Annotated in this window: 23 protein-coding genes; 11 read left to right on the top strand and 12 right to left on the bottom strand. The window is 74.1% G+C overall.

Features of this window, described 5'->3' with window-relative positions:
- Positions 1-122: 122 nt before the first annotated feature.
- Positions 123-371, top strand: a complete 249-nt coding sequence (locus ABTZ54_RS17225) for a type B 50S ribosomal protein L31 (RefSeq protein ID WP_351663675.1) — start codon at positions 123-125, stop codon at positions 369-371.
- 117 nt (positions 372-488) lie between these two features.
- On the top strand, positions 489-1,244 hold the full coding sequence (locus ABTZ54_RS17220; protein WP_351663673.1) for an alpha/beta fold hydrolase: 756 nt from the start codon (positions 489-491) through the stop codon (positions 1,242-1,244).
- On the opposite strand, the gene ABTZ54_RS17215 is transcribed toward ABTZ54_RS17220, so the two are convergent.
- From ABTZ54_RS17215 to ABTZ54_RS17200, 4 genes are all read right to left on the bottom strand, one after another.
- Entirely contained in the window at positions 1,237-2,388 is a 1,152-nt protein-coding gene (locus tag ABTZ54_RS17215) for an epoxide hydrolase family protein (protein ID WP_351663671.1), read from the bottom strand. The two genes, ABTZ54_RS17220 and ABTZ54_RS17215, sit on opposite strands and share 8 nt — an antisense overlap.
- A gap of 299 nt (positions 2,389-2,687) precedes the next feature.
- Positions 2,688-3,185 (bottom strand): peptidylprolyl isomerase, encoded by a 498-nt coding sequence (locus tag ABTZ54_RS17210; protein ID WP_351663669.1) that lies wholly within the window; start codon positions 3,183-3,185, stop codon positions 2,688-2,690.
- Between the two features lie 71 nt (positions 3,186-3,256).
- Entirely contained in the window at positions 3,257-3,493 is a 237-nt protein-coding gene (locus ABTZ54_RS17205) for a hypothetical protein (protein ID WP_351663667.1), read from the bottom strand.
- A gap of 139 nt (positions 3,494-3,632) precedes the next feature.
- The gene (locus ABTZ54_RS17200) at positions 3,633-4,133 is read right to left on the bottom strand and encodes an NUDIX domain-containing protein (RefSeq protein WP_351663665.1); all 501 of its coding nucleotides are present in this window, start codon (positions 4,131-4,133) and stop codon (positions 3,633-3,635) included.
- A gap of 218 nt (positions 4,134-4,351) precedes the next feature.
- Here ABTZ54_RS17200 and ABTZ54_RS17195 point away from each other — a divergent pair, with 218 nt between their 5' ends.
- Positions 4,352-5,263 (top strand): ABC transporter ATP-binding protein, encoded by a 912-nt coding sequence (locus ABTZ54_RS17195; protein ID WP_351663663.1) that lies wholly within the window; start codon positions 4,352-4,354, stop codon positions 5,261-5,263.
- Positions 5,260-6,090: an ABC transporter permease family protein gene (locus ABTZ54_RS17190; protein WP_351663661.1), complete on the top strand. Its 831-nt coding sequence runs from the start codon at positions 5,260-5,262 to the stop codon at positions 6,088-6,090. Before ABTZ54_RS17195 ends, ABTZ54_RS17190 begins: the two co-directional genes overlap by 4 nt.
- A 1-nt stretch (position 6,091) precedes the next feature.
- On the opposite strand, the gene ABTZ54_RS17185 is transcribed toward ABTZ54_RS17190, so the two are convergent.
- A complete protein-coding gene (locus ABTZ54_RS17185) occupies positions 6,092-6,982 on the bottom strand; it encodes a YhjD/YihY/BrkB family envelope integrity protein (protein WP_351663659.1) in 891 nt (296 codons plus the stop codon).
- A 75-nt stretch (positions 6,983-7,057) separates the two neighbouring features.
- Positions 7,058-7,531 (bottom strand): winged helix-turn-helix transcriptional regulator, encoded by a 474-nt coding sequence (locus tag ABTZ54_RS17180; RefSeq protein WP_351663715.1) that lies wholly within the window; start codon positions 7,529-7,531, stop codon positions 7,058-7,060.
- 109 nt (positions 7,532-7,640) lie between these two features.
- On the opposite strand from ABTZ54_RS17180, the gene ABTZ54_RS17175 reads away from it, so the two are divergent.
- Entirely contained in the window at positions 7,641-8,129 is a 489-nt protein-coding gene (locus ABTZ54_RS17175) for a PaaI family thioesterase (RefSeq protein WP_351663657.1), read from the top strand.
- Positions 8,130-8,145: 16 nt separating this feature from the next.
- On the opposite strand, the gene ABTZ54_RS17170 is transcribed toward ABTZ54_RS17175, so the two are convergent.
- Both ABTZ54_RS17170 and ABTZ54_RS17165 read right to left on the bottom strand, forming a co-directional pair.
- The gene (locus ABTZ54_RS17170; protein WP_351663655.1) at positions 8,146-8,514 is read right to left on the bottom strand and encodes a luciferase domain-containing protein; all 369 of its coding nucleotides are present in this window, start codon (positions 8,512-8,514) and stop codon (positions 8,146-8,148) included.
- 83 nt (positions 8,515-8,597) lie between these two features.
- A complete protein-coding gene (locus ABTZ54_RS17165; RefSeq protein WP_351663653.1) occupies positions 8,598-9,743 on the bottom strand; it encodes a PP2C family protein-serine/threonine phosphatase in 1,146 nt (381 codons plus the stop codon).
- A 179-nt stretch (positions 9,744-9,922) separates the two neighbouring features.
- On the opposite strand from ABTZ54_RS17165, the gene ABTZ54_RS17160 reads away from it, so the two are divergent.
- The 6 genes from ABTZ54_RS17160 to ABTZ54_RS17135 all read left to right on the top strand — a co-directional run bounded on the left by ABTZ54_RS17160 (position 9,923) and on the right by ABTZ54_RS17135 (position 16,043).
- Positions 9,923-10,792 carry an AAA family ATPase gene (locus tag ABTZ54_RS17160; protein WP_351663651.1) on the top strand — a complete coding sequence of 290 codons (870 nt, stop codon included), beginning with the start codon at positions 9,923-9,925 and terminating at the stop codon, positions 10,790-10,792.
- On the top strand, positions 10,789-12,237 hold the full coding sequence (locus tag ABTZ54_RS17155) for a vWA domain-containing protein (RefSeq protein ID WP_351663649.1): 1,449 nt from the start codon (positions 10,789-10,791) through the stop codon (positions 12,235-12,237). Before ABTZ54_RS17160 ends, ABTZ54_RS17155 begins: the two co-directional genes overlap by 4 nt.
- Before the next feature lie 38 nt (positions 12,238-12,275).
- Positions 12,276-12,860 (top strand): nucleosidase, encoded by a 585-nt coding sequence (locus tag ABTZ54_RS17150; RefSeq protein WP_351663647.1) that lies wholly within the window; start codon positions 12,276-12,278, stop codon positions 12,858-12,860.
- A gap of 342 nt (positions 12,861-13,202) precedes the next feature.
- Positions 13,203-14,357, top strand: coding sequence for an LLM class flavin-dependent oxidoreductase (locus ABTZ54_RS17145; protein ID WP_351663645.1), 1,155 nt, complete (start codon positions 13,203-13,205; stop codon positions 14,355-14,357).
- Positions 14,354-15,718, top strand: coding sequence for an NtaA/DmoA family FMN-dependent monooxygenase (locus ABTZ54_RS17140; RefSeq protein WP_351663643.1), 1,365 nt, complete (start codon positions 14,354-14,356; stop codon positions 15,716-15,718). Before ABTZ54_RS17145 ends, ABTZ54_RS17140 begins: the two co-directional genes overlap by 4 nt.
- Before the next feature lie 106 nt (positions 15,719-15,824).
- Positions 15,825-16,043, top strand: a complete 219-nt coding sequence (locus ABTZ54_RS17135) for a heavy-metal-associated domain-containing protein (protein ID WP_351663641.1) — start codon at positions 15,825-15,827, stop codon at positions 16,041-16,043.
- Positions 16,044-16,132: 89 nt separating this feature from the next.
- Here ABTZ54_RS17135 and ABTZ54_RS17130 read toward each other — a convergent pair whose 3' ends face one another.
- The 4 genes from ABTZ54_RS17130 to ABTZ54_RS17115 are packed head-to-tail and all read right to left on the bottom strand — an operon-like array spanning position 16,133 to position 19,561.
- A complete protein-coding gene (locus ABTZ54_RS17130; RefSeq protein WP_351663639.1) occupies positions 16,133-16,345 on the bottom strand; it encodes a hypothetical protein in 213 nt (70 codons plus the stop codon).
- 32 nt (positions 16,346-16,377) lie between these two features.
- The gene (locus ABTZ54_RS17125) at positions 16,378-17,523 is read right to left on the bottom strand and encodes a PP2C family protein-serine/threonine phosphatase (protein WP_351663637.1); all 1,146 of its coding nucleotides are present in this window, start codon (positions 17,521-17,523) and stop codon (positions 16,378-16,380) included.
- Between the two features lie 38 nt (positions 17,524-17,561).
- Positions 17,562-18,929, bottom strand: coding sequence for an MFS transporter (locus tag ABTZ54_RS17120; protein WP_351663635.1), 1,368 nt, complete (start codon positions 18,927-18,929; stop codon positions 17,562-17,564).
- Entirely contained in the window at positions 18,926-19,561 is a 636-nt protein-coding gene (locus tag ABTZ54_RS17115; protein WP_351663633.1) for a TetR/AcrR family transcriptional regulator, read from the bottom strand. The genes ABTZ54_RS17120 and ABTZ54_RS17115 overlap by 4 nt, the downstream gene beginning before the upstream one ends.
- Positions 19,562-19,898 lie beyond the last annotated feature (337 nt).

The following is a 19,898-nucleotide window of genomic DNA, read 5'->3' as shown; positions in this document are numbered from 1 at the left end:
TGCCGGTCCCCGGCCGTCACCCGGCCGTCACCCGGTCGGGCGTGCGGCACTGGTCGCGCGGGCGGTGCGCGGCGAGGCTGGGCACACCGGGGGAACCGTGTCAGGCCGTCCGAGGAGGACATGTGCAGCAGGACAAGCAGCCGGAGTACGGGCCCGTCGTCTTCCGGGACCGTTCCGCCGGGTTCGCCTTTCTGACCCGTTCGACGGCGAGCAGCGACCAGACCATCGAGTGGGACGACGGCAACACGTACCCCGTGGTGGACGTCGAGATCTCCTCCGAGAGCCACCCCTTCTACACCGGCAAGGCGCGGACCGTGGACAGCGAGGGCCGGATCGCGAAGTTCGAGCGCCGTTACGGCGAGGAGGGCTGAACCCTCGCGCTGCGCCCTCGCCCGACGTGCCCGGAGGGCGTTGTCAGTGCCGCCTCGTAGGGTGATCGGCACCGGTGGGGAGCCGGGCCGACGAGAGATGACGAGGGGCGAGGGGCCATGCGGGAGCTGTTCCTGACGGAGGCGCGCGGGTATGTGCGCTGGATCGATCTGCCCGGCGGCGGACCGGCGCGGGTGTTCGTCCACGGCCTCGGGTGCACGGGCGGCTCCGACTTCGCGCACATCGCCGCCCACCCGGCGCTCGCCGGCCGCCGCTCCCTCCTGGTGGACCTGCTGGGGTACGGGCTGAGCGACCGGCCGCGCGCCTTCGACTACCGCATGGAGTCGCAGGCGGCGGCGGTCGCCCGGATCCTCGACCACGAGGGACTGACCGGCGTCGAGCTGGTCGGGCACTCGATGGGCGGCGCCGTCGCCGTCCATCTGGCGGCCTCCCGCCCGGATCTGGTGGACCGTCTGGTGCTGGCCGAGCCCAACCTGTACCCGGGCGGGGGCGCCTTCTCCTCCCCCGTCGCGGCACAGGACGAGGAGACCTTCGTCCGCGAGGGCTTCGCCGCGATGCTGGCCGCCCAGGACCGGGCGGACTACGCGGCGCGGCTCCGGCTCGCCGATCCCCTCGCCGTGCACCGCAGCGCGGTGGCGCTGGTGGAGAGTTCGGTCCCGTCGCCGGGCGAGCTCCTGGTGGCCCTCCGGCGCCCCAGGACCTACCTGGTCGGCTCGCACAGCCTGCCGGACGCCGAGGCCGAGAAGGTCGCCGGCCTGGGCATACCCGTTATCGAGGTCCCGGAGGCCGGTCACAACATGATGATCGACAACCCGGACGGCTTCGCCCGGGCCGTCGCCCGCGCCCTCAGCTGAGCGGCCGGAAGAACGCGCGCAGCTCCGCGGCGACCTGGTCGGGTTCCTCGTACGCCATGAAGTGACCGCCCCGGCCCGGGGTGCTCCAGTGCCTCAGGTCGCGGAAGACCCGCTCGGCGAGGCTGCGGGGGTAGTCGGCGTAGGCCGGTTCGTGGCTGAGGGTGACGGCCGCGGGGACCTGGACGGGCGGCACGGTGCGGTTGTGGTGGTAGTCGTAGTACTGCCGGAAGGAGGAGCCGATCGTGCCCGTGGCCCAGTAGAGGGTGGCGACGGTGAGCAGGGTCTCGCGGTCCCAGCGCTTCTCCAGGTCGCCGCCGCAGTCGCTCCAGTCGCGGTACTTGTCGGCGATCCAGGCGAGCAGCCCGGCCGGCGAGTCCCGAAGGGCGGCCGCGAGGGTGTCGGGCCGGGTGCACATGATCTCGCTGTAGCCCTGGTCCCGCTCCTCGTAGGCGTCGAGGGCGTCCAGGTAGACGCGCTCCCGCGCGGTCGGCGGCTGGGCAGCGAAGTCCGCGGAGACGACGGCGGAGGTGATGTGCACCCCCGCGACGGCCTCCGGGTGCCGTGCGCCGAGCCACTGGGTGACGCCGCCCCCGATGTCGCCGCCGAAGGCGCCGTAGCGCCGGTAGCCGAGGGTCCCGGTCATCAGGGTGTGCCAGGTCTCGGCGACGCCCCGGCGGGTGAACGGGCCGTCGGGCAGGTCCGAGTAGAGGAAGCCCGGCAGGGACGGGACGACGACGTCGACGGCGTCGGCGGGGTCGCCGCCGTACGCGGCCGGGTCGGCGAGCCGTTCGGCGAGCGGCAGCATCTCCACGAAGCTGCTGGGCCAGCCGTGGGTGAGGACCAACGGCAGCGGAGCGGGCCCCTCGGGGGCGGCTCCGCGCTGGGCGCGCAGCTGGACGAAGTGCACGGCGCGGCCGTCGATGTCGGCGCGGAACTGCGGGAAGGCGTTCAGCCGGGCCTCCGCCCCGGCCCAGTCGAAGCCGTCGGCCCAGTGGGCGACGAGCTCGCGCAGCCAGCCGGGGTCGGTGCCGGCGGCCCAGTAGGAGGAGTCGGACGGCTCGGTGAAGAGCGTGCGGGTGAGTCGGGCGCGCAGATCGCGCAGGACGTCCTCGGACACGGAGATCCGGAAGGGGGTGACGGTCATGGTTCCTTCGCTGGGGAGTGCTCGACGGTACGGGCGCTCCCGGCGCGGGTCAGCGTGACGCGGCGGCGGGGAGGGCCCGTGCGGGGTACTGCTCGTGCATGTGGGGCTCACCTCCCGATACGGCGTGTGCGCGATGCGGCGTCCGCCGCGGACCGTGCTGCGTTCCGAACCTACCCGTCGAAGCGGCGCGGCGCATCCCGATACCCGGCCGCGCGCCTCGCGCACGACGCACGACCGCCCCCGGGCCAGGGGCACGGGGGCGGGTCGGTGGACTGCTCGGCCTGGGCCGTGCCGTCGGGTCAGGCCTTGACGATGCCGGACGCGGCGACCGCGATCTTCGCCTTGGTGGCGCCGGACTGCGAGCCGAGGCCCTCGATCTTCTTCACGAGGTCGCTGCCCTCGACGACCTCGCCGAAGACGACGTGCTTGCCGTCGAGCCAGTCGGTCACGATCGTGGTGATGAAGAACTGCGAGCCGTTGGTGTTCTTGCCCGCGTTCGCCATCGACAGCAGGAACGGGCGGTCGTGCTTGAGGGTGAAGTTCTCGTCCGCGAACTTCTCGCCGTAGATGCTCTTGCCGCCGGTGCCGTTGCCGTTGGTGAAGTCACCGCCCTGGAGCATGAAGGAGGGGATGACGCGGTGGAACGGGGAGCCCGCGTAGCCGAAGCCGTGCTCGCCGGTGGCCAGCTCACGGAAGTTGCGCGCCGTCTTCGGGACGACGTCGTCGAACAGCTTGAAGACGATCCGGCCGGCCGGCTCGTCGTTGATGGTGATGTCGAAGTAAACGTTCTCGCTCATGAGGACATCCTGTCATTCCCCGCGCACTCCTCGCGCACGGGCCACCCCCGGTCGGGTGGCGGGCGCGCCCGTCAGACGAGGTCGCCGGCCTCCGGGGCCTGCACGGCTCCGTCGGCGCCCTGGACGGTGTCCTCCAGGAGGGAGTCGATCGCCGTGTCGTCCTGGAGGATCTGGTCCTCCTGGAGGAGGCCGGTGACGGTGTCGGTGGGGATGTGCTCCGCGGCGTCGGCGTGCGGGGCCGGGGAGACGAGGGCGGTGACGACACCGGCGGCGAGGGAGGCGATGGCGAGCATGCTGCGCTTCTTCATGGCCTGGTCAACTGCCGAAGCGCTCCGAGGTTACGGCTTCCGCGCGGTTTCCCTCCCGCTTCCCTCCCGCGCGGAGCGTCGAGGAGAGCGGGGCCGTCCGCGCCGACGGCCCCGCCCTGTCGCCGCGGTGGTCCGGCCGTCAGAGCTCCTCGGCGGTCTCCACGTACACCGTCGTGCCCGTCCGCCGGGCCCGGTCGATCTCGGCGAGCCGCCGGAAGTTCCTCGGGTGCATCTCCCGCTCCCACTCGGCGAGCGTGCGCACGCGGTACTCGCTGTGTTCCTCGGGGTCGAGGACGACGGCGGCGATCTGCGCCTCGCTCAGCTGACCGCCGTCGAAGATGAAGCCGATGTGATTGGCCGGCCACTGGTCGCCCCGGTCGCAGGTGAAATGCGTGCCGAGGAGACGCGGTTCGCCCTCGTAGACGAGTCCGGTCTCCTCCCGGCACTCCCGCACCGCCGTCTCCCAGGGGGTCTCCCCCGGGTCCATGTTCCCTCCGGGCCACTGCCACAGCCCGGTCTCGTAGGTGGCGCGCAGTTGGAAGGGCCTGCCCTGCTCGTCGGTGAAGTAGAGGCATGCGTACGCGGTCGCTCTCGGCAGCGTCGCGATGTACTCGGCGGGTGGCAGCCAGGTGTTCGCCATGGGCGGCTCTCTCTCGACGGAGCGGTGGGATCACCTCCCATCCAAGCGGTCCGCGCGGCCCGGCCGGGCGCCACGAGGAGGCGTCACCGGATCGTGTGATCACCTCGGCTCACCGGCACATCGGCCTTGAGGCCTACCCCCCGGGATGACATCGGCCCGCGAGGAGTGTCGTCCCTGGTCCGATGTGGGCGGTGGGGTCGGGGCGGCACGGTGGGGTCATGATCGAAGTCAGGGACCTCACCAAGCGGTACGGCGCCACGACCGCCGTCGACTCACTCACGTTCACCGTCCGCCCGGGCCGCGTGACCGGCTTTCTCGGGCCGAACGGGGCGGGCAAGAGCACCACGCTGCGGATGATCCTCGGGCTGCACGCCCCGACCAGCGGTTCGGTGACCGTCTCCGGCCACCCGTTCCGCTCGCTCCCCCGCGGCCTGCGGCACGTGGGCGCCCTGCTCGACGCGGGGGACGTGCACGGCGGGCGGACGGCCCGGGCGCATCTGCGGATTCTGGCGCGGAGCAACCGGATTCCCCGGGCCCGGGTCGAGGCCCTGCTGGAGCAGGTCGGCCTCGCGAGTGCCGCCGGGCGCAGGATCGGGGGGTTCTCCCTGGGCATGCGGCAGCGGCTGGGGATCGCCGCGGCGCTGCTGGGCGATCCGCCGGTGCTGCTCTTCGACGAGCCGCTGAACGGCCTGGACCCGGAGGGTGTGAAGTGGGTGCGGGGCCTGTTCCGGCGGCTGGCGGACGAGGGGCGCACGGTCTTCGTCTCCAGCCATCTCATGAGCGAGATGGAGCACACGGCGGACGAGCTCGTGGTGGTCGGTCGCGGTTCGCTCATAGCGGCGGAGAGTCTCACCGAGTTCGCGGCGCGCGGCACCCGGCTGAGCGTCACGGTCGGCACGCCCGCGGCCGAGGCGCTGAGCGCCCTGCTCGTCGCGGAGGGCGCGGCGGTGGAGACCGAGGCGGATGGGCTCCTCACGGTGACGGGACTGGGCGCCGCCCGGATCGGTGAGCTCGCCCTCGACCACCGCGTGCCGCTGCATCAGCTGACCACCCGTACGTCCTCCTTGGAGGAGGCCTTCATGGAGCTGACCGCCGACAGCGTCGAGTACCTGGCAGGAGACACCCGATGACCGCGCTCGCCCTTCCCCTGGCGGAGCCCCGCGCCCGCTTCCGCGACCTGCTCGCGTCCGAGTGGCTCAAGCTGTGGTCGCTGCGCTCGACCGGCTGGTCGCTGCTGCTCGGCGCGCTGTCGGTGATCGCGTTCAACGCGGGCCAGGCCTGGGACCACTATCGGTACTGGACGTCGTACGACACCGCGAGCCAGGCGCGGTTCGTCCGGGACGGCATGGCCCTGATGGACGCGTTCACGGGGAACGCGGGAATGGTGCTGATCCTCGCGACCGCCGCGATGGGTGCCATGACGGTCGTCGGCGAGTACGGCAGCGGACAGATCCGCACGACCTTCGCCGCGGTGCCGGCCCGGCGCTCGCTGATGGCCGCGAAGGTGCTCGTGGTGACGGCGGTGATGACCGGCTTCGGTCTGGCGGTCGCCGGGGTGTCGTTCTGGGTGAGCCAGGCGATCCTGTCCGTCCACGGCATCGGACTGCCGGTCAGTCACCCCGGGGCGATACGGATCGTCGTCGCCTCGGCGCTGCTCGCGCCGGTGAGCGCGCTGGTGGGGATGGCCCTCGGGACGCTGCTGCGTACGAGCGCGCCGACGATCGTGTCCAGTGTGGTGCTGCTCCTGGTGGTGCCCGGGGTGGTCAGCGAGAAGCGTTACTGGTCGGCGGTGCTGGCTCATCTGCTGCCGCAGAAGGCCTGGCAGCGTCTGGTGCAGATCGGGGACTGGCCGGCGTTCTTCCCGTGGACGGTCGGCGGGGCGTGGCTGGTGTACGGGGCCTGGGCGCTGGTCGCGGCCGCGGTGACGGTGCTCTCGGTGCAGCGCCGGGACCAGTGAGTCAGCGGCGTCGGGGGCCCGGTCCGACGGCGTCGCGCGCGGCACGGCGCAGGCGGCGCAGGACGAGCTGTTCATGGACGAGGCGGCCGGCGAGGGCGCCTCCGTACACGACGAAGCCGACCCCGACGAGCCAGGACTGCAGGACGAGGACGGTGCCGAACTGGCCGTAGGTGACGGCGTTGGAGGCGATGAGCGGGGAGAAGACGAACTGGGAGAAGATCCGCAGGCCGAGGAGGCCGAGTGCGGTCAGGACGGCGCCGGGCAGCAGGGCGCGCCAGCGGATGCGGCCGCAGAGCAGAAGGCGCTGGGACCACCAGAAGAAGAGGAAGGTGCCGACGAGGTCGCCGAGGGCGACGAGGACGGTGACGCCGGCGGGCGACTCGTCGGGAGACGGATTGGCGACGAAGAGGAGCAGGGCGGCGACGAGGACGGCGAGCCAGACGACGTGGCGCCACATGGTGTGCCAGCGGGCGGTGGGCAGGTCCCAGACGCGTTCGTAGCCGGTCTGGACGGCCGAGCCGAAGGTCACGCCGAAGGCGGCGAGGGCGGCGAGGCCGAAGGCGGTGGTGCGCTGGAGGGCCTGCCCCGGCTGGCCGAAGAGCCGCTCGACCTCTTCCTGGGAGACCTGGGAGACGCCCAGACCCTGGATGAGCCAGCGGGCGAAGCCCTGGCCGCTGGCGAGGTCGGCGGCGGCGACGACGATGAGCAGGGGAACGAGGGTCAGCAGGCTGAGTGCGGCGAACCCCATGGCGCGGTGCATGAGTTCCATCTCGCGCCCGCGGTTCCAGGCGAGTCCGGCCGGTGAGGCGAGGACGCGTTCGTGGAGCCGGTGGAACCAGTGGCCGTGCTCGGCGGGGGCACCGTCGTGCGGCGCACCGGAATTCGGGGGCATGTCTCGTCGAGTACCCCACTCGTCGGCCGAACCCGCCCGGCATGCCGCCGATCGGGTGCAGATCGCGACTCGGGGTCAGCTGGTTCGGGGGCGGGCGGCGGGGCCCGGTCGGACGGTCACCTCGTACGGGGTGAGGGTCGTGTGCTCCTCGGTCGTGCAGACCACCTCGACGCGGACGGGGGCGCCGCAGTCGGTGTGGCGGATGTCGAGCGGGGTGCCGGCGGGGTCCCCGGCGTGGGTGTCGCCCCACTGCTTGAGGGCGAGCAGGACGGGCCAGAGGTCGCGGCCCTTGGAGGTGAGGCGGTACTGGGAGCGGGTGCGCGCACCGGGTTCGCGGTAGGGCTCGGCGCGCAGGATGCCGGCGGCGACGAGTTTGCGGAGCCGGTCGGCGAGGACGGCCTCGGAGAGCCCGAGGTGGCGGCGGAAGTCGTCGTAGCGGCGCACCCCGTTGAGGGCGTCCCGCAGGATGAGCAGCGACCACTTCTCGCCCACCAGGTCCAGCGCGCGGCGGACCGGGCAGTTCTCGGTGTCCATCTCCAGATACGGCATCGGCATCGTCACACTGTAGTCAGCTGGCTGCGTTGTTGACAGTCAGCCGACACCCCCTCTAACTTCGATCTTCGAAGTCAGATGACGGGTACGGCGGAGGGAAGCGGCGATGGAGCGGTCACGGACGGTGCACTGGCAGGACGCGGCGGCCACCGCCGATGCCGCGCGCACGATGGCGGGCCTGGACTTCCTGCGTGAGATCGCCGCGGGCCGCCTCCCCGCGGCGCCGCTCGGCTCCCTGCTGGGCTTCGGTCTGGACGAGGTGGAGCACGGCAGGGCGGTGTTCGGCTTCGAGCCGGGTGAGGAGCACTACAACCCGATCGGCAGCGTGCACGGCGGGGTCTACGCGACGCTGCTCGACTCGGCGGCCGGCTGCGCGGTGCACTCCACGCTCCCCCAGGGCATGGCGTACACCTCGCTGGACCTGTCGACGCGCTTCCTGCGGCCGATCACCAAGGACACCGGCAAGGTCCGCGCGATCGGCACGGTCCTGAGCCAGGGCCGGCGCACGGCGCTCGCCGAGGCGGGCCTGTACGACGCCCAGGACCGGTTGCTCGGTCACGCGACCAGCACCTGCATGATCTTCCCGGTGGGCTGACGCACCGGGCCGGCCGTCAGCAGCGTATGCGGGTGCGCGTGCAGTGGTCGGGGGCCGGGTCGTGGGCCGGATAGGGTGCGCCGGTCGCCTGGAGGGCCGCGCTCACGAGGGTGGCAAGCAGGTCGATGTCGGAGCCCATGTCCAGACGGACCGTCACCCAGCCCGACCCGGCCCGCAGTCGCAGCGCGCTCGACCCGAGGAGGGCCGGGCGCAGCCGGGCGATCATGGCGCGGGTGAGGTGGACGTCGGCCTCGTGTTCGCTGTGGAAGTGCACGATCTCCTGCGTCGCCGTGCGCAGTCCGAGCGCGGCGCCGCAGGGCGCGCGGTCGGCGATCAGCGAGGGCCAGCTCATCAGGCGTTCACTGGCGTGCCTGGCTGTGTTCATACCAGGAGCGTGCCCCTCTCGGGGAACGCGCACAAGCGTCCTGCGGAAAGAATCCCGCCGAGGCTCGAAACCGTCGACTCGGGTCAGGGCGCGGGGCGTTCGCGGACCCGGGCCGCGAGCACCGCGACGTCGTCCTCGGCGGTGTGGGCGTCGAGTCTGCGGAGCACCTCGTCGACGACCTCGGCCGGGCCGGATCCCGCCGTCAGCCGCAGTGCGGCGAGGCGGGCCAGGGAGTGGTCGATGTCCTCGCCGCGCCGTTCGACGAGGCCGTCGGTGAGCATCAGCAGGGTGTCGGCCGGGGTGACGGTGCGGACGGCCGGTTCGTAGCCGCCGAGGCCGGTGCCGAGGGGCGGGCCGACGGGGAGGTCGACGAGTTCGGCCGAGCCGTCGGCGGTGAAGACGACGGGCGGGAGGTGGCCGGCGCTGGCGAAGGTGGCGGTGGAGCGGGCCGGATCGACCTGGATCAGCAGGCAGGTGGCGGGGCGGCGGCCCTCGTCCTCGGCGACGACGGCGTCCAGTTGGCGCAGCACCCGGTGCGGGGGCAGGTCGGTGGCGGCCACCTCGCGCAGCGCGCTCCGGTAGGCGTTCATGTCCACGGCGGCGTCGAGGCCGTGCCCCATCACGTCGCCGACGACGAGCAGGGTGCGCCCGAAGTGGAGCCGTACCGTCTCGAACCAGTCGCCGCCGACGAGGCTGCGCGGACCGGCCGGGAGGTAGCGTCCGGCGACCTCCAGATTGGGGTGCGGCCGGCCCGGTTCGGCGACGAGGGCGCGCTGGAGATGCAGCGCGGTGGCCTCGGTGGCGGCCAGCCGGCGGGCGTGGCCGAGGTGGAGGGCGGCGAGCCGTACGGCGTGGGCGACGACCGCGCTCTCGTGCGCGGTGAACGCGCGGCCGGTCCTCGCCACCCGTACCCGCCCCAGGTCCTGGCCGTCCCGTCCGAGCATCGGCAGCAGGAGCACCGCGGGCGCGGCCGATCCGTCCAGGAGCGCGGTGTCTCCGGCCGCCGCGGCCCGGGTCCGCGTCGACGGGGCACCGTCCGGCGGGCCGAGGTCGACGGCCGCCGCTTCGGCGACCCGGCGGACGAGGAAGGCGGCCAGTTCGGCGCAGACGGTCGGCTCGTCGAGCGCGGTGCCGATCTCGGCCGCCGCGTGCTCCATGGCGTCGAGGCGGGCGAGGACGGCCTCGTACTCCCCCTCCGGCCAGGCCCGCGCCCCAGCTTGCTCCGCCACCACACCTCCACCGCCGTTCCCTTCACCCCCATTCCATCAGCGGCCCGACCGCCGCGCGCGCGGCACCCCCCGGACCAGCGCGGGGTCACCCTCCGTGAGACCCTCGGCGCCCCGGCCGCCGGGCGGGTACCCTGCCACTACTGGCCGGTAACTCGCGCGTATCTCCGGGGGGAACAGCAATGACGACCGGGTACTTCCACTCCGTCGACGAGGTCGCCGAGCGGCTCGCCGCCACCGGCTATCTGGCCTCGCCCGCCGTCGCCACCACCGTGTTCCTCGCCGACCGGCTCGGCAAGCCGCTGCTCGTCGAGGGGCCCGCCGGAGTCGGCAAGACCGAGCTCGCCAAGGCGGTCGCCCAGGTCGCCGGAGCGCGCCTAGTGCGCCTCCAGTGCTACGAGGGCGTCGACGAGTCCCGCGCCCTGTACGAGTGGAACCACGCCAAGCAGTTGCTGCGGATCACCGCGGGCCGCGGCGAGAGCTGGGACGAGGCCCGCACCGACATCTTCGGCGAGGAGTTCCTGCTCCCCCGGCCGTTGCTCACCGCGATCCGCTCCGACGAGCCGACCGTGCTGCTCATCGACGAGACCGACAAGGCGGACGTCGAGGTCGAGGGGCTGCTCCTGGAGGTGCTGAGCGACTTCCAGGTCACCGTGCCCGAGCTCGGCACGATCTCCGCCACCCGGCGCCCCTTCGTGGTCCTCACCTCCAACGCGAGCCGCGAGCTCTCCGAGGCCCTGCGCCGGCGCTGTCTCTTCCTCCACATCGGTTTCCCCGAGGAGGAGTTGGAGCGGCGGATCGTGCGGAACAAGGTGCCCGGCATCGACGAGGCCCTCACGGCCTCGGTGGTACGGGTCGTGGGCGCGCTGCGCGCCATGGACCTGCGCAAGGCGCCCTCGGTGGCGGAGACCGTCGACTGGGCCCGCACGCTGCTCGCGCTCGGCGCCGACACGCTCTCCGACGAGGTGGTACGCGGCAGCCTCGGCGTGATCCTGAAGCACCAGGAGGACATCCTGAAGGCGGCGGCCAAGCTGGACCTGGACGCGCTGTGACCGCCGCGGACCGGGTCACCGGCCTGGTGCGGGCGCTGCGGGCGCACGGCTTCGGGATCGGCACGGGCGAGACCGTCGACGCGGGCCTCGCGCTCGAAGCCGTCGGGTTCGACGACCGGGAGCGGGTGCGGGCGGCGCTGGCCGCCACGCTCCTGCACGGCGAGGACGGGCGGCCCGTGTTCGACCGGGTCTTCGACCTGCACTTCCCGCTGGTCGAGGCGTTCCCCGAGGCCTCCGGGGCGACGGACGACGACCCGGCGGGCGACGGACCCGCCGGGCCGGCAGCCGGACCCTCCGTGGACCATGATCCGGCCGCCGGCCTCCCCGCCGACCCCGCCCTCTTCCGTGAGCGGCTGCGCGAGCGGCTCGCCGCCGCGCTCGCCTCGGGCGACGACACGGCCCTGAACCGGCTGGCCGGGGAGGCGGTGGGCGGGCTCGGCGGATACGGCTCCTCCCCCGGTTCGGACGGCTGGTCCTCGTACCGGACACTGTCCCGGCTGCGCCCCGAGACGCTGCTCGCCCGGGTCAGGGCGATGCTCCGCGAGGGAGCCGGCGGGGAGCCGGAGTTCGCCGACCGGCTGACCGACGACGAGATCCGGCGGCGGATCGAGGGCTTCCGCGAACGGGTGCGGACCGAGGCGCGCCGCCGGGTGGCCGAGCGTCAGGGCCGGGACGGGGTGGCGCGCCGGGCGGTCGGCACGACGCCCGACCGGATCGACTTCCTGCTCGCCGGGCGGGACCAGCTCGACGAGCTGCGGCGTACGGTGCGCCCGCTGGCCCGGCGTCTCGCGACCCGGCTCGCGGCGCGCCGCCGCCGGGCCGCGCGCGGGGAGATCGACCTGCGGCGGACCCTGCGGCGCTCACTGTCGACCGGGGGCGTGCCGATGCGTCCGGCGCTGCGGCAGCGGCGGCCCGGGCGGCCCGAACTGGTGCTGCTGTGCGACGTCTCGGGTTCGGTCGCGGGCTTCGCGCACTTCACGATGCTGCTGGTGCGGGCGCTGCACGACCAGTTCAGCCGGGTCCGGGTCTTCGCCTTCGTCAACCGGACCGACGAGGTGACGGACCTGGTGGCCCGGGGCCGGGCGGACCCCGCCGGGCTCGGTGAGCGGATCCTCGCGGAGGCGACGGTGACCGGCTGGCACGGGCAGAGCGACTACGGGACGGCCCTCGACGAGTTCGCCGAGCGCTACCTGGACGCGCTGGGGCCCCGTACCGTCGTGTTCGTGCTCGGCGACGCCCGTACCAACAACAGCGACCCCGGGCTCCCGGCGCTCGCGCTGATCGCCGAGCGGGCCCGCCGGGTGTACTGGCTCAACCCGGAGCAGCGCTCCCTGTGGTCGACCGGCGACTCGGTGGCCCACGCGTACGCGGAGCTCGTCGAGATGCGCCCGTGCCGGGACGCGCGGCAGCTCGGGGAGCTCATCGGCCGCCTGCTTCCGGTCTGAGCGCCGGGCGCCCGGCCGCACCGGGTAGCGTGAGACGCATGGAACTCTCGGGTGAGATCACGGCCGGCCGTCCCCTGCTCGTCCTCGCGGTCAAGGAGGAGGCGCAGTACCTCGACACGGATCTGCCGATCCTGCTCACGGGCATGGGCAAGGTCAACGCGGCCACCGCGCTCTCCACCGTGCTCGCCCGCGGGCCGCGCCCCTCCGAGGTCGTCAACCTCGGCACGGCGGGCGCGCTGCGCCCCGGCTGGACCGGTACGCACGTCGTCGGCACGGTCATCCAGCACGACCTGGACGGCGAGCTGCTCGCCACCCTGACCGGCGAGACGTACGGGGCGCCGCTCACCCTGCCGGCCGGCGGCGACGTCGTCCTGGCGACGGGCGACACGTTCGTATCGGACGAGGCCGCGCGGGTGCGGCTCGCGGCCCGGGCCGCCCTGGTGGACATGGAGGGGTACGCCCTGGCGAACGCGGCGGGCCTCGCCGGGGTCCCGGTCCGGCTGGTGAAGCACGTCAGCGACGAGGCGGGCGAGGGCGCCGCCCGCAGCTGGCGCGAGTCGGTCGCCGACTGCGCCCGCGCGCTCGCGGACTGGGCGGCGGCGAACACGCCGTACCGAGCGTAGCCGGACCCGAACGTCCGCCAGTCAGAACCGCCTTGACATCCCGGAACCGGGCCTGCCTAAGCTGGGGCATCCCCTTCCGGACCCTGGAGGCTCCCGTGCCCGCACCCCTCGCCGCGCCGCGTCGCGGTCGTGGTGTCGTGTGGGCCGGGGCGCTGCTGTGCTGCCGGCGGCATGTCGACTACTGCCGCACCGCCTCCGCCATCTGTCCTTCCGCACACCGCTGAATCCCACCCCGTCGCCGCGCCCTCGCGCGGTCTCGGGCCGGCGTCCGCCGTGCCGTGCCGTCATGGCTCCGGGCGGCGCGCCGTCGTGTTTCGCCGTGTCGTTCCGGAAGGACACTCCATGCCTCACCCTGCCCTGCACCTGGCCGTCGAGATCGACGGTGACGGTGCCCATCCCGCCGCGTGGCGCCGTGCCGCGCACGCCCCCGGAGAGCTGCTCACGCCGCGCCGGGTCGCCAAGGTCGCGGCCGTCGCCGAGAACTCCGGGTTCACCCTGGTCACCCTCGACGACTCCGTCCTGCCGCCCGCCTCGGCCGCCGTCGGCGGTCCCGCGGGGCGGATCGGGGCGGTGGAGCGGGCCGCGTTCATCGCCGCGTCCACCAGCGTGATCGGCGTGGCGCCGGTCCTCGCGACGACCTACGCCGAGCCGTTCCACGTCTCCACCCGGATCGCCTCGCTCGACCATGTCTCGGTGGGCCGGGCCGGCTGGGTGCTCGGCGTGGAGGAGAGCCCCGAGGCCGCCCGCGCCTGGGGGCGGCCCCGTGTCGAGGGCGCGTCGGCGCTGCGCCGGGAGGCCCTGGACGGGCTCCAGGTGGCGCGGGACCTGTGGGACTCGTGGGAGGACGACGCCGTCATCCGGTCCGTCGCCACGAGCCGCTATCTCGACCGCGAGCGGCTGCACTACGTCGACTTCGAGGGCGAGACGTACAGCGTGAAGGGCCCGGCGATCGTGCCCCGGCCGCCGCAGGGCAGGCCCGTGGTCCTGGCGCCCGCCGGGCTCGTCCCGCCGGGGCTCGTCGACGTGGCGCTCGTGGAGGGCTCCTCGCCCGCGCTGCTCGGCGAGGCCGCGGCGGCCTCGGGCGCGCCGCTCGCGTTCGCCGAGCTGGAGGTCGCCCTGGACACCCCGGGCGAGACGGCCGCCGAGCGGATCGCGGACCTGGAGCGCTTCGCCTCCTGGGACGAGGGCGCGGGCCGGCCGCCCGGCCGTCTGCGGTACACCGGCTCCGCGCAGGGGCTCGCCGACCTCCTGGAGGAGTTGAGCGCGCTGGTCGACGGGGTGCGGCTGCATCCGCTGGTCCTCGACGAGGACCTGGCGGTCCTCTCCCGACTCGTCCTGCCCGAGCTGTTCGTCCGGCGGATCGCCGCGCGCCCGCTGCCGGGCACCACCCTGCGCACCACCCTCGGGCTGCCCCGCCCCGAGAGCCGCTTCGCCACCACGGCCTCCGCCACCGCCACCGCCACCACGACCGCCACCACCCGGGAGGGGAACCGATGACCGGCACCGACCCGTACGACGTCCCCCGCCCCGACGCCCAGTTGCACTTCGGCGTCTTCTTCCAGGGGGTCAACCACTGGACCATCTGGTCCGACCCGGCCAGCGGCTCCCAGATCGACCCGGTCTCCTTCCGCAAGGTCGCCCAGACCGCCGAACGCGGTCTGTTCGACGCCTTCTTCCTCGGCGACGGGCTGCGGCTGCGCGAGACCGACGGGCACATCCACGACCTGGACGTCGCCGGGCGCCCCGACTCGCTCGCGCAGCTCTCCGCGCTCGCGGCCGTCACCCACCGGATCGGCCTGGTCTCCACGTCCAACACGACCTTCAACGAGCCGGGCGACCTCGCCCACCGCCTGGCCAGTCTCGACCTGCTCTCCGAGGGGCGGGCCGGCTGGAACGTCGTGACCACCGACAACGCCTGGACCGGCGCCAACTTCCGCCGTGGCGGTTTCCTCGACCACGCCGACCGCTACCGGCGCGCCGAGGAGTTCCTCGCCGTCGCCCGCGCGATCTGGGACGGCTGGGCGGACGGCGCGGTGACCGACTCCGCGGAGGCCCGTACGTGGTCCGTGCCCGGCACGATAGGCCGGGTACGGGCGGCGGGCGCGCAGTTCGACGTCGATCTGGCACCGGCGCTGCCGCGCAGCGCGCAGGGGCATCCGGTGATCTTCCAGGCGGGCGACTCGCCGGACGGCCGCGACTTCGCGGCGCGCAACGCGGACGTCATCTTCTCCGCGCACGGGCGGGACTTCGACGACGCGCTCGGCTTCGCCGAGGACATCCGCCGCAGGCTGCGCGCGGCGGGCCGGCCGGAGGACGCGCTGCGCATCCTGCCGGCCACGGAGATCGTCATCGGCGCGACCGAGAAGGAGGCGGAGGAGAAGGCCCGCTGGGTACGGCTCGAGCAGGTCACCCCGGCGACGGCCCTGGCGGTGGCGAGCCGGCTGTGGAACATCGACCTGTCGGAGCGCGACGCGGACGGGCCGTTGCCCGCGGAGGACCCGTTCGTCGAGGAGAACACCGGCGCGTTCGGCTCGGCCCGGATCGCGGATCCGCGGGGCGTGGTCGCCGAGTGGCGGGCGAAGGCGGAGGCCAACGGCTGGTCGCTGCGGGAGACGGTGATCGAGCTGGGCCCGCAGCGCGGGCACGTGGGGACGGCCGAGGGGCTCGCCGAGAAGTTCGCCCACTGGGTGCGGCACGGGGCCCTGGACGGGTTCAACATCTCGCCGTACCTGATCCCGGACGGCCTGGACGACATCGTGGACCTGCTGGTCCCCGCGCTCCAGGAGCGCGGGGCGTACCGCACGGCGTACACGGGGACGACCCTGCGGGAGCACCTCGGGCTGGCGCCGCTGGCCTGACCCCGTCGGCCGGAACCTCTCCTTGCGTTAGATACCCCCGGGGGGTACAAATGGATCAACGGAATACCCCCACGGGGTATCACGCGCACACGCTCAGGAGGTTCCCATGTCCGCTTTCTCCACCACGTACAAGGTTTCCGGTGTCAACAGCGGTCACTGCAAGGCGATCGTCTCCGAGGCCCTGCGCGGCCTGGACGGCGTCGACACGGTGAGCGTGGAGATCTCCACCGGCCTGGTCACCGTCAACACCAGCGCCGAGCCGGACGACACGGTGATCTCGTCGACCATCGACGACGCCGGCTACGACTTCCACGGCCGCGCCTGACCGAAGCGGCGTCGGCGCGGCGCCGAAGAGGGGCCCTGGGAGGGGATCGGGGAGGGGTCGGGCACCATGCCCGGCCCCTCCCCGGCCGTTCAGCCCAGCGGAAGCTCAAGCATCGCGGGCACCCCCTCCGGCCCACCGCCGAAGGTCTGCGTCCAGACCACCGACACGTCCCCGTACAGCGGGTCCTCGCTGTCGATCACCAGCATGAGCCGGTGCCCCTCGGCGAGGTCGTACGCGGCGGCCTGGAGCCGCCACTCGACCGGACGCATCCGGGCGGCGCGCGCGATGGGCGCGTGGGACACCCGCCCGGGACACCGGCGACACCGCCCGCCCGTCACCGCCGCGCGGACGCGGCGGGCGCGCTGGGCTCGGCGGCCGGTTCCGGCGGGCGTACGACGAGCAGCGCGGCCACGTCGTCGTCGAGGCCGCCCGCCGCGTAATCGGCGAGGTCGTCGTGGAGCAGCGGCAGCACCCGGTCGCCCGGCCGGTCCGTCCAGCCGCCGAGCCGCTCCTCCAGCGGGTAGAAGACGCCCGCCCGGTCCCGGGTCTCGCTCACCCCGTCGGTGAACAGCAGCAGCCGGTCGCCGGGTCCGAAGGGCACCTCCTCCACCCGGTGCCGGGAGGCGAGCAGGCCGGCCAGGTTGACCGGCAGGGACGGGTCGGAGAGGACGACCGGCCGCACGTGTCCGTCGTGCTGGAGGAGCGGGGCCGGGTGGCCGCAGCTCAGGAGCCGTACGACGTCCTCGTCGTCGGGGAGTTCGAGGAGCAGGACGGTGGCGAAGCGCTCGGCGACGTCGGAGTCGGGGTCCCAGGCGCCGTACCGCTCCAGGCCCTCTTCGAGACGGTCGGCGAGGGCGGGGAGGTCGGGCGCCTCGGTGACGAAGCCGCGGTAGGCGCCGAGCAGCACGGAGGCGCTCTCCACGGCGCCCAGGCCCTTGCCCTGGACGTCGCCGAGCATGATGCGGACGGCGCCGGGGATCCGTACGGCCTCGTAGAAGTCACCGCCGATGCGGGCCTTCGCGGCGGCCGCGACGTACAGCAGGTGCAGTTCGACGCGGCCGAGCCGGGGCGCCAGCGGGCGCAGCAGCACCCGCTGGACGACCTCGGCGACGGCCAGCACCTCCCGCAGGTCCTGTTCGTAGCGGGTCCGGACCCGGCTGACCCAGACGGCGGCGGCGATGACGGCGGCCAGGACGGCCTCGGCCGCGAGGATGTCCTGCGCGGGATCGCCCTGCGCCACGGCGAGCACCAGCCGCAGCACCATCGCGAGCAGGCCGATGGCGACGGTGCCGCGCGTGTTCCAGGTGACGGCGGCGAGCGCGGGGCCGATGACGAGGAGCCGGTCGAAGTGCTGCCCCTGCGAGGTGGCGAGGTCGACGACCACCACGAGCGCGAGGGCGAACAGGGGCAGCGCGAGGCCGATGGTGAACTGGGTGCGCGTCCCCCTGGGCGAGGGGAGACGGTGACCACCTGTGGGCATTGCCCGATCGTACGTACAGGGCGGCGCCGACCCGGGTGTCACCGCGCCGGTGGCGTGTCCGTGTCCCGGCGCGGGCCCGGCAGCGCGAGCGCGGCCGGCAGGGCGAGGGCCGCGACGGCGGCGAGCACGGGCAGGGCGCCGCCGGGGACGAGCGGCAGGGAGGCCAGGGCGACGCCGAGGACGGGTCCGGTGTTCATCGCGGTCTGCTGGAGACCGCCGGCGACCCCGGCGTGTTCGGGCGGCGCGCGGTGCACGACGACGGAGGTCGCGGTCACCATCACGGCCGCGAACCCGGCCCCGATCAGCGCGGCGCAGGCGCCCGTCGCCGGGCCGGAGTCCGTCACGCCCGGCCGGCCGAGGAGCAGCACGCCGACCGCGGTGAGGAGGACTCCCCCGGTGGCCGTGACCCGGGCGCCGAGGCGCTGCTTGAGCACGGCCGCGGCCGGCGCTCCCAGCACGATGAGCACGGCGAGCGGGACCATGCGCAGGGCGGTGTCCATGGGGGTGAGGCCGAGGGTGTCCTGGAAGAGGTAGGTGGCCGCGAACAGGGTGCCGGAGAGCGCGGCGGACAGGGCGAGCAGCGCCCCGAGCCCGGCGGTGACCGGCCCGGGCCGCAGCAGTCCCGGCGGCAGCAGGGGGTGCGGGGCCCGCCGTTCGTGCCGTACGAGGAGGAGGGCGGCCAGCGCGGCGGCGGCGAGGGCGGCGGGGGTGCCGGTGACAAGCCCGTGGACGAGGCAGGCGAGCGCGAGGCCGAGGAGGACGGCGCCGGGGAGGTCCAGCGCGCCGGGTCCGGGGGTGCCCTCGGCCTGCGGGGCCGGGTGCCGTTCGGGGACGGCGAGGCAGAGCAGGGCGAGCGCTGCCGTGGGGGCCACGCCGATCAGGAACACCGCGCGCCAGCCGTACGCGCCGACGAGCGCGCCGCCGAGGAGGGGGCCGGCCGCGGCGGCGAGGCCGATGGCGCTGGTGCGCAGCGCGACGGGCATCCCGAGGCGTTCGGGCGGGTAGGCGGCGCGCAGCATGCCGAGTGTGGCGGGTTGCAGCAGGGCGCCCGCGATCCCCTGGGCGACCCGCAGGGCGATCACCGTGCCGATCCCGGGGGCGACGGCGATCCCGGCAGAGGCCGCGGCGAAGCCGAGGCAGCCGACCGCGAAGATCCGGCGGTGCCCGTACCGGTCGCCGAGCCGTCCGGCGAACACCAGCAGACTGGCGACGGCCACGAGATAGCCGGTGCTGGTCCACTGCACCTGCCCGAGACCGGCGCCGAGGTCGCGCTGGAGGGCGGGCTGGGCGACGGTCAGCACGGTCCCGTCGAGGGCGACGACGGCGGCGCCGACGACGCTGCAGGTGAGGGCGAGGACGCGGTGCCGGGTCGCCGTGACGGGGCGGGCTGCGACGGCGGTGCTCATCGGGTGGGCTCCGGCGGGCCCAGGTGCGCCCGGAGCGCGGCGGCGAGCAGCGGCCGCACGTCGTCGGCGCCCGTCGCGAGGGACAGGCTGCCCCAGCGCCAGAGCTGGGCGATGCCGTGCAGGTTGGCCCAGAGCGCGCCGGCGGCGATGGCGGGATCGGTGGCGGCGTCCGGGCGCGCTTCGGCGACGAGGGCGCCGAGGCGCGCGAAGAGCGGGAGGCTCGTGTCGCGCAGACCGAGGCGGCCGCTCTCCAAGAGGTCGTGGCGGAACATCAGCTCGTACATCCCGCTGCGGCTGCGGGCGAAGTCGAGGTAGACCCGGGCCAGGGCCTCGATCCGGGCCCGGGCGCCGCCCTCCCCCGTGTCCGCCTCCGCGCGTGCCACGCGCGCGCCGAGCTCGCGGAAGCCCTCGTGGGCGATGGCCGAGAGCAGGTCGAGATGGGTCGGGAAGTGGCGGCGGGGCGCGCCGTGCGAGACCCCGGCGCGGCGGGCGATCTCGCGCAGTGACAGGGCCTGGACGCCCTCGGCGTCGACGAGCTCGACCCCGGCCCGGACGAGCCGTTCGCGCAGCCCGGTGTCGGGCGGCGGTGTGGGGGCGGGGGGTGTGGCGGGTGGCATGGGTTCAGCGGGCATGGCTCCTGTCTAGTCGATCTCCGTAGACACTGTCTACCCTCTGCGAACAGCGATGTAGACAGTGTCTACGCACCCCGCCCCACGCCTCCCGGGCCGTCCGTTACACTGGTGGACAGCGAAGGGGAGTAGCCCTGCGAACCGGTCGTCGACACACTGGAACCCCCGGGTTCCCGGTGACCGGGTCCATGCGGAAGCGCGGACGGGCGAGACCTTCGGCCAGGCATCAACGCCACGTCCGCACCTGTGGGCGTGGTTCGTCATGCCGGGCCGAGTGGTCCTCCCGTCGCCCCTCCAGGCGCCGTGTCGGGCCCGGGCCCGGTCCGAGCAGAGAGCTCCC

It is taken from the genome of Streptomyces sp. NPDC094032, from assembly GCF_040303965.1.
Taxonomy (GTDB): Bacteria; Actinomycetota; Actinomycetes; order Streptomycetales; family Streptomycetaceae; genus Streptomyces.
This window is presented reverse-complemented; position numbering and strand designations above follow the sequence as displayed.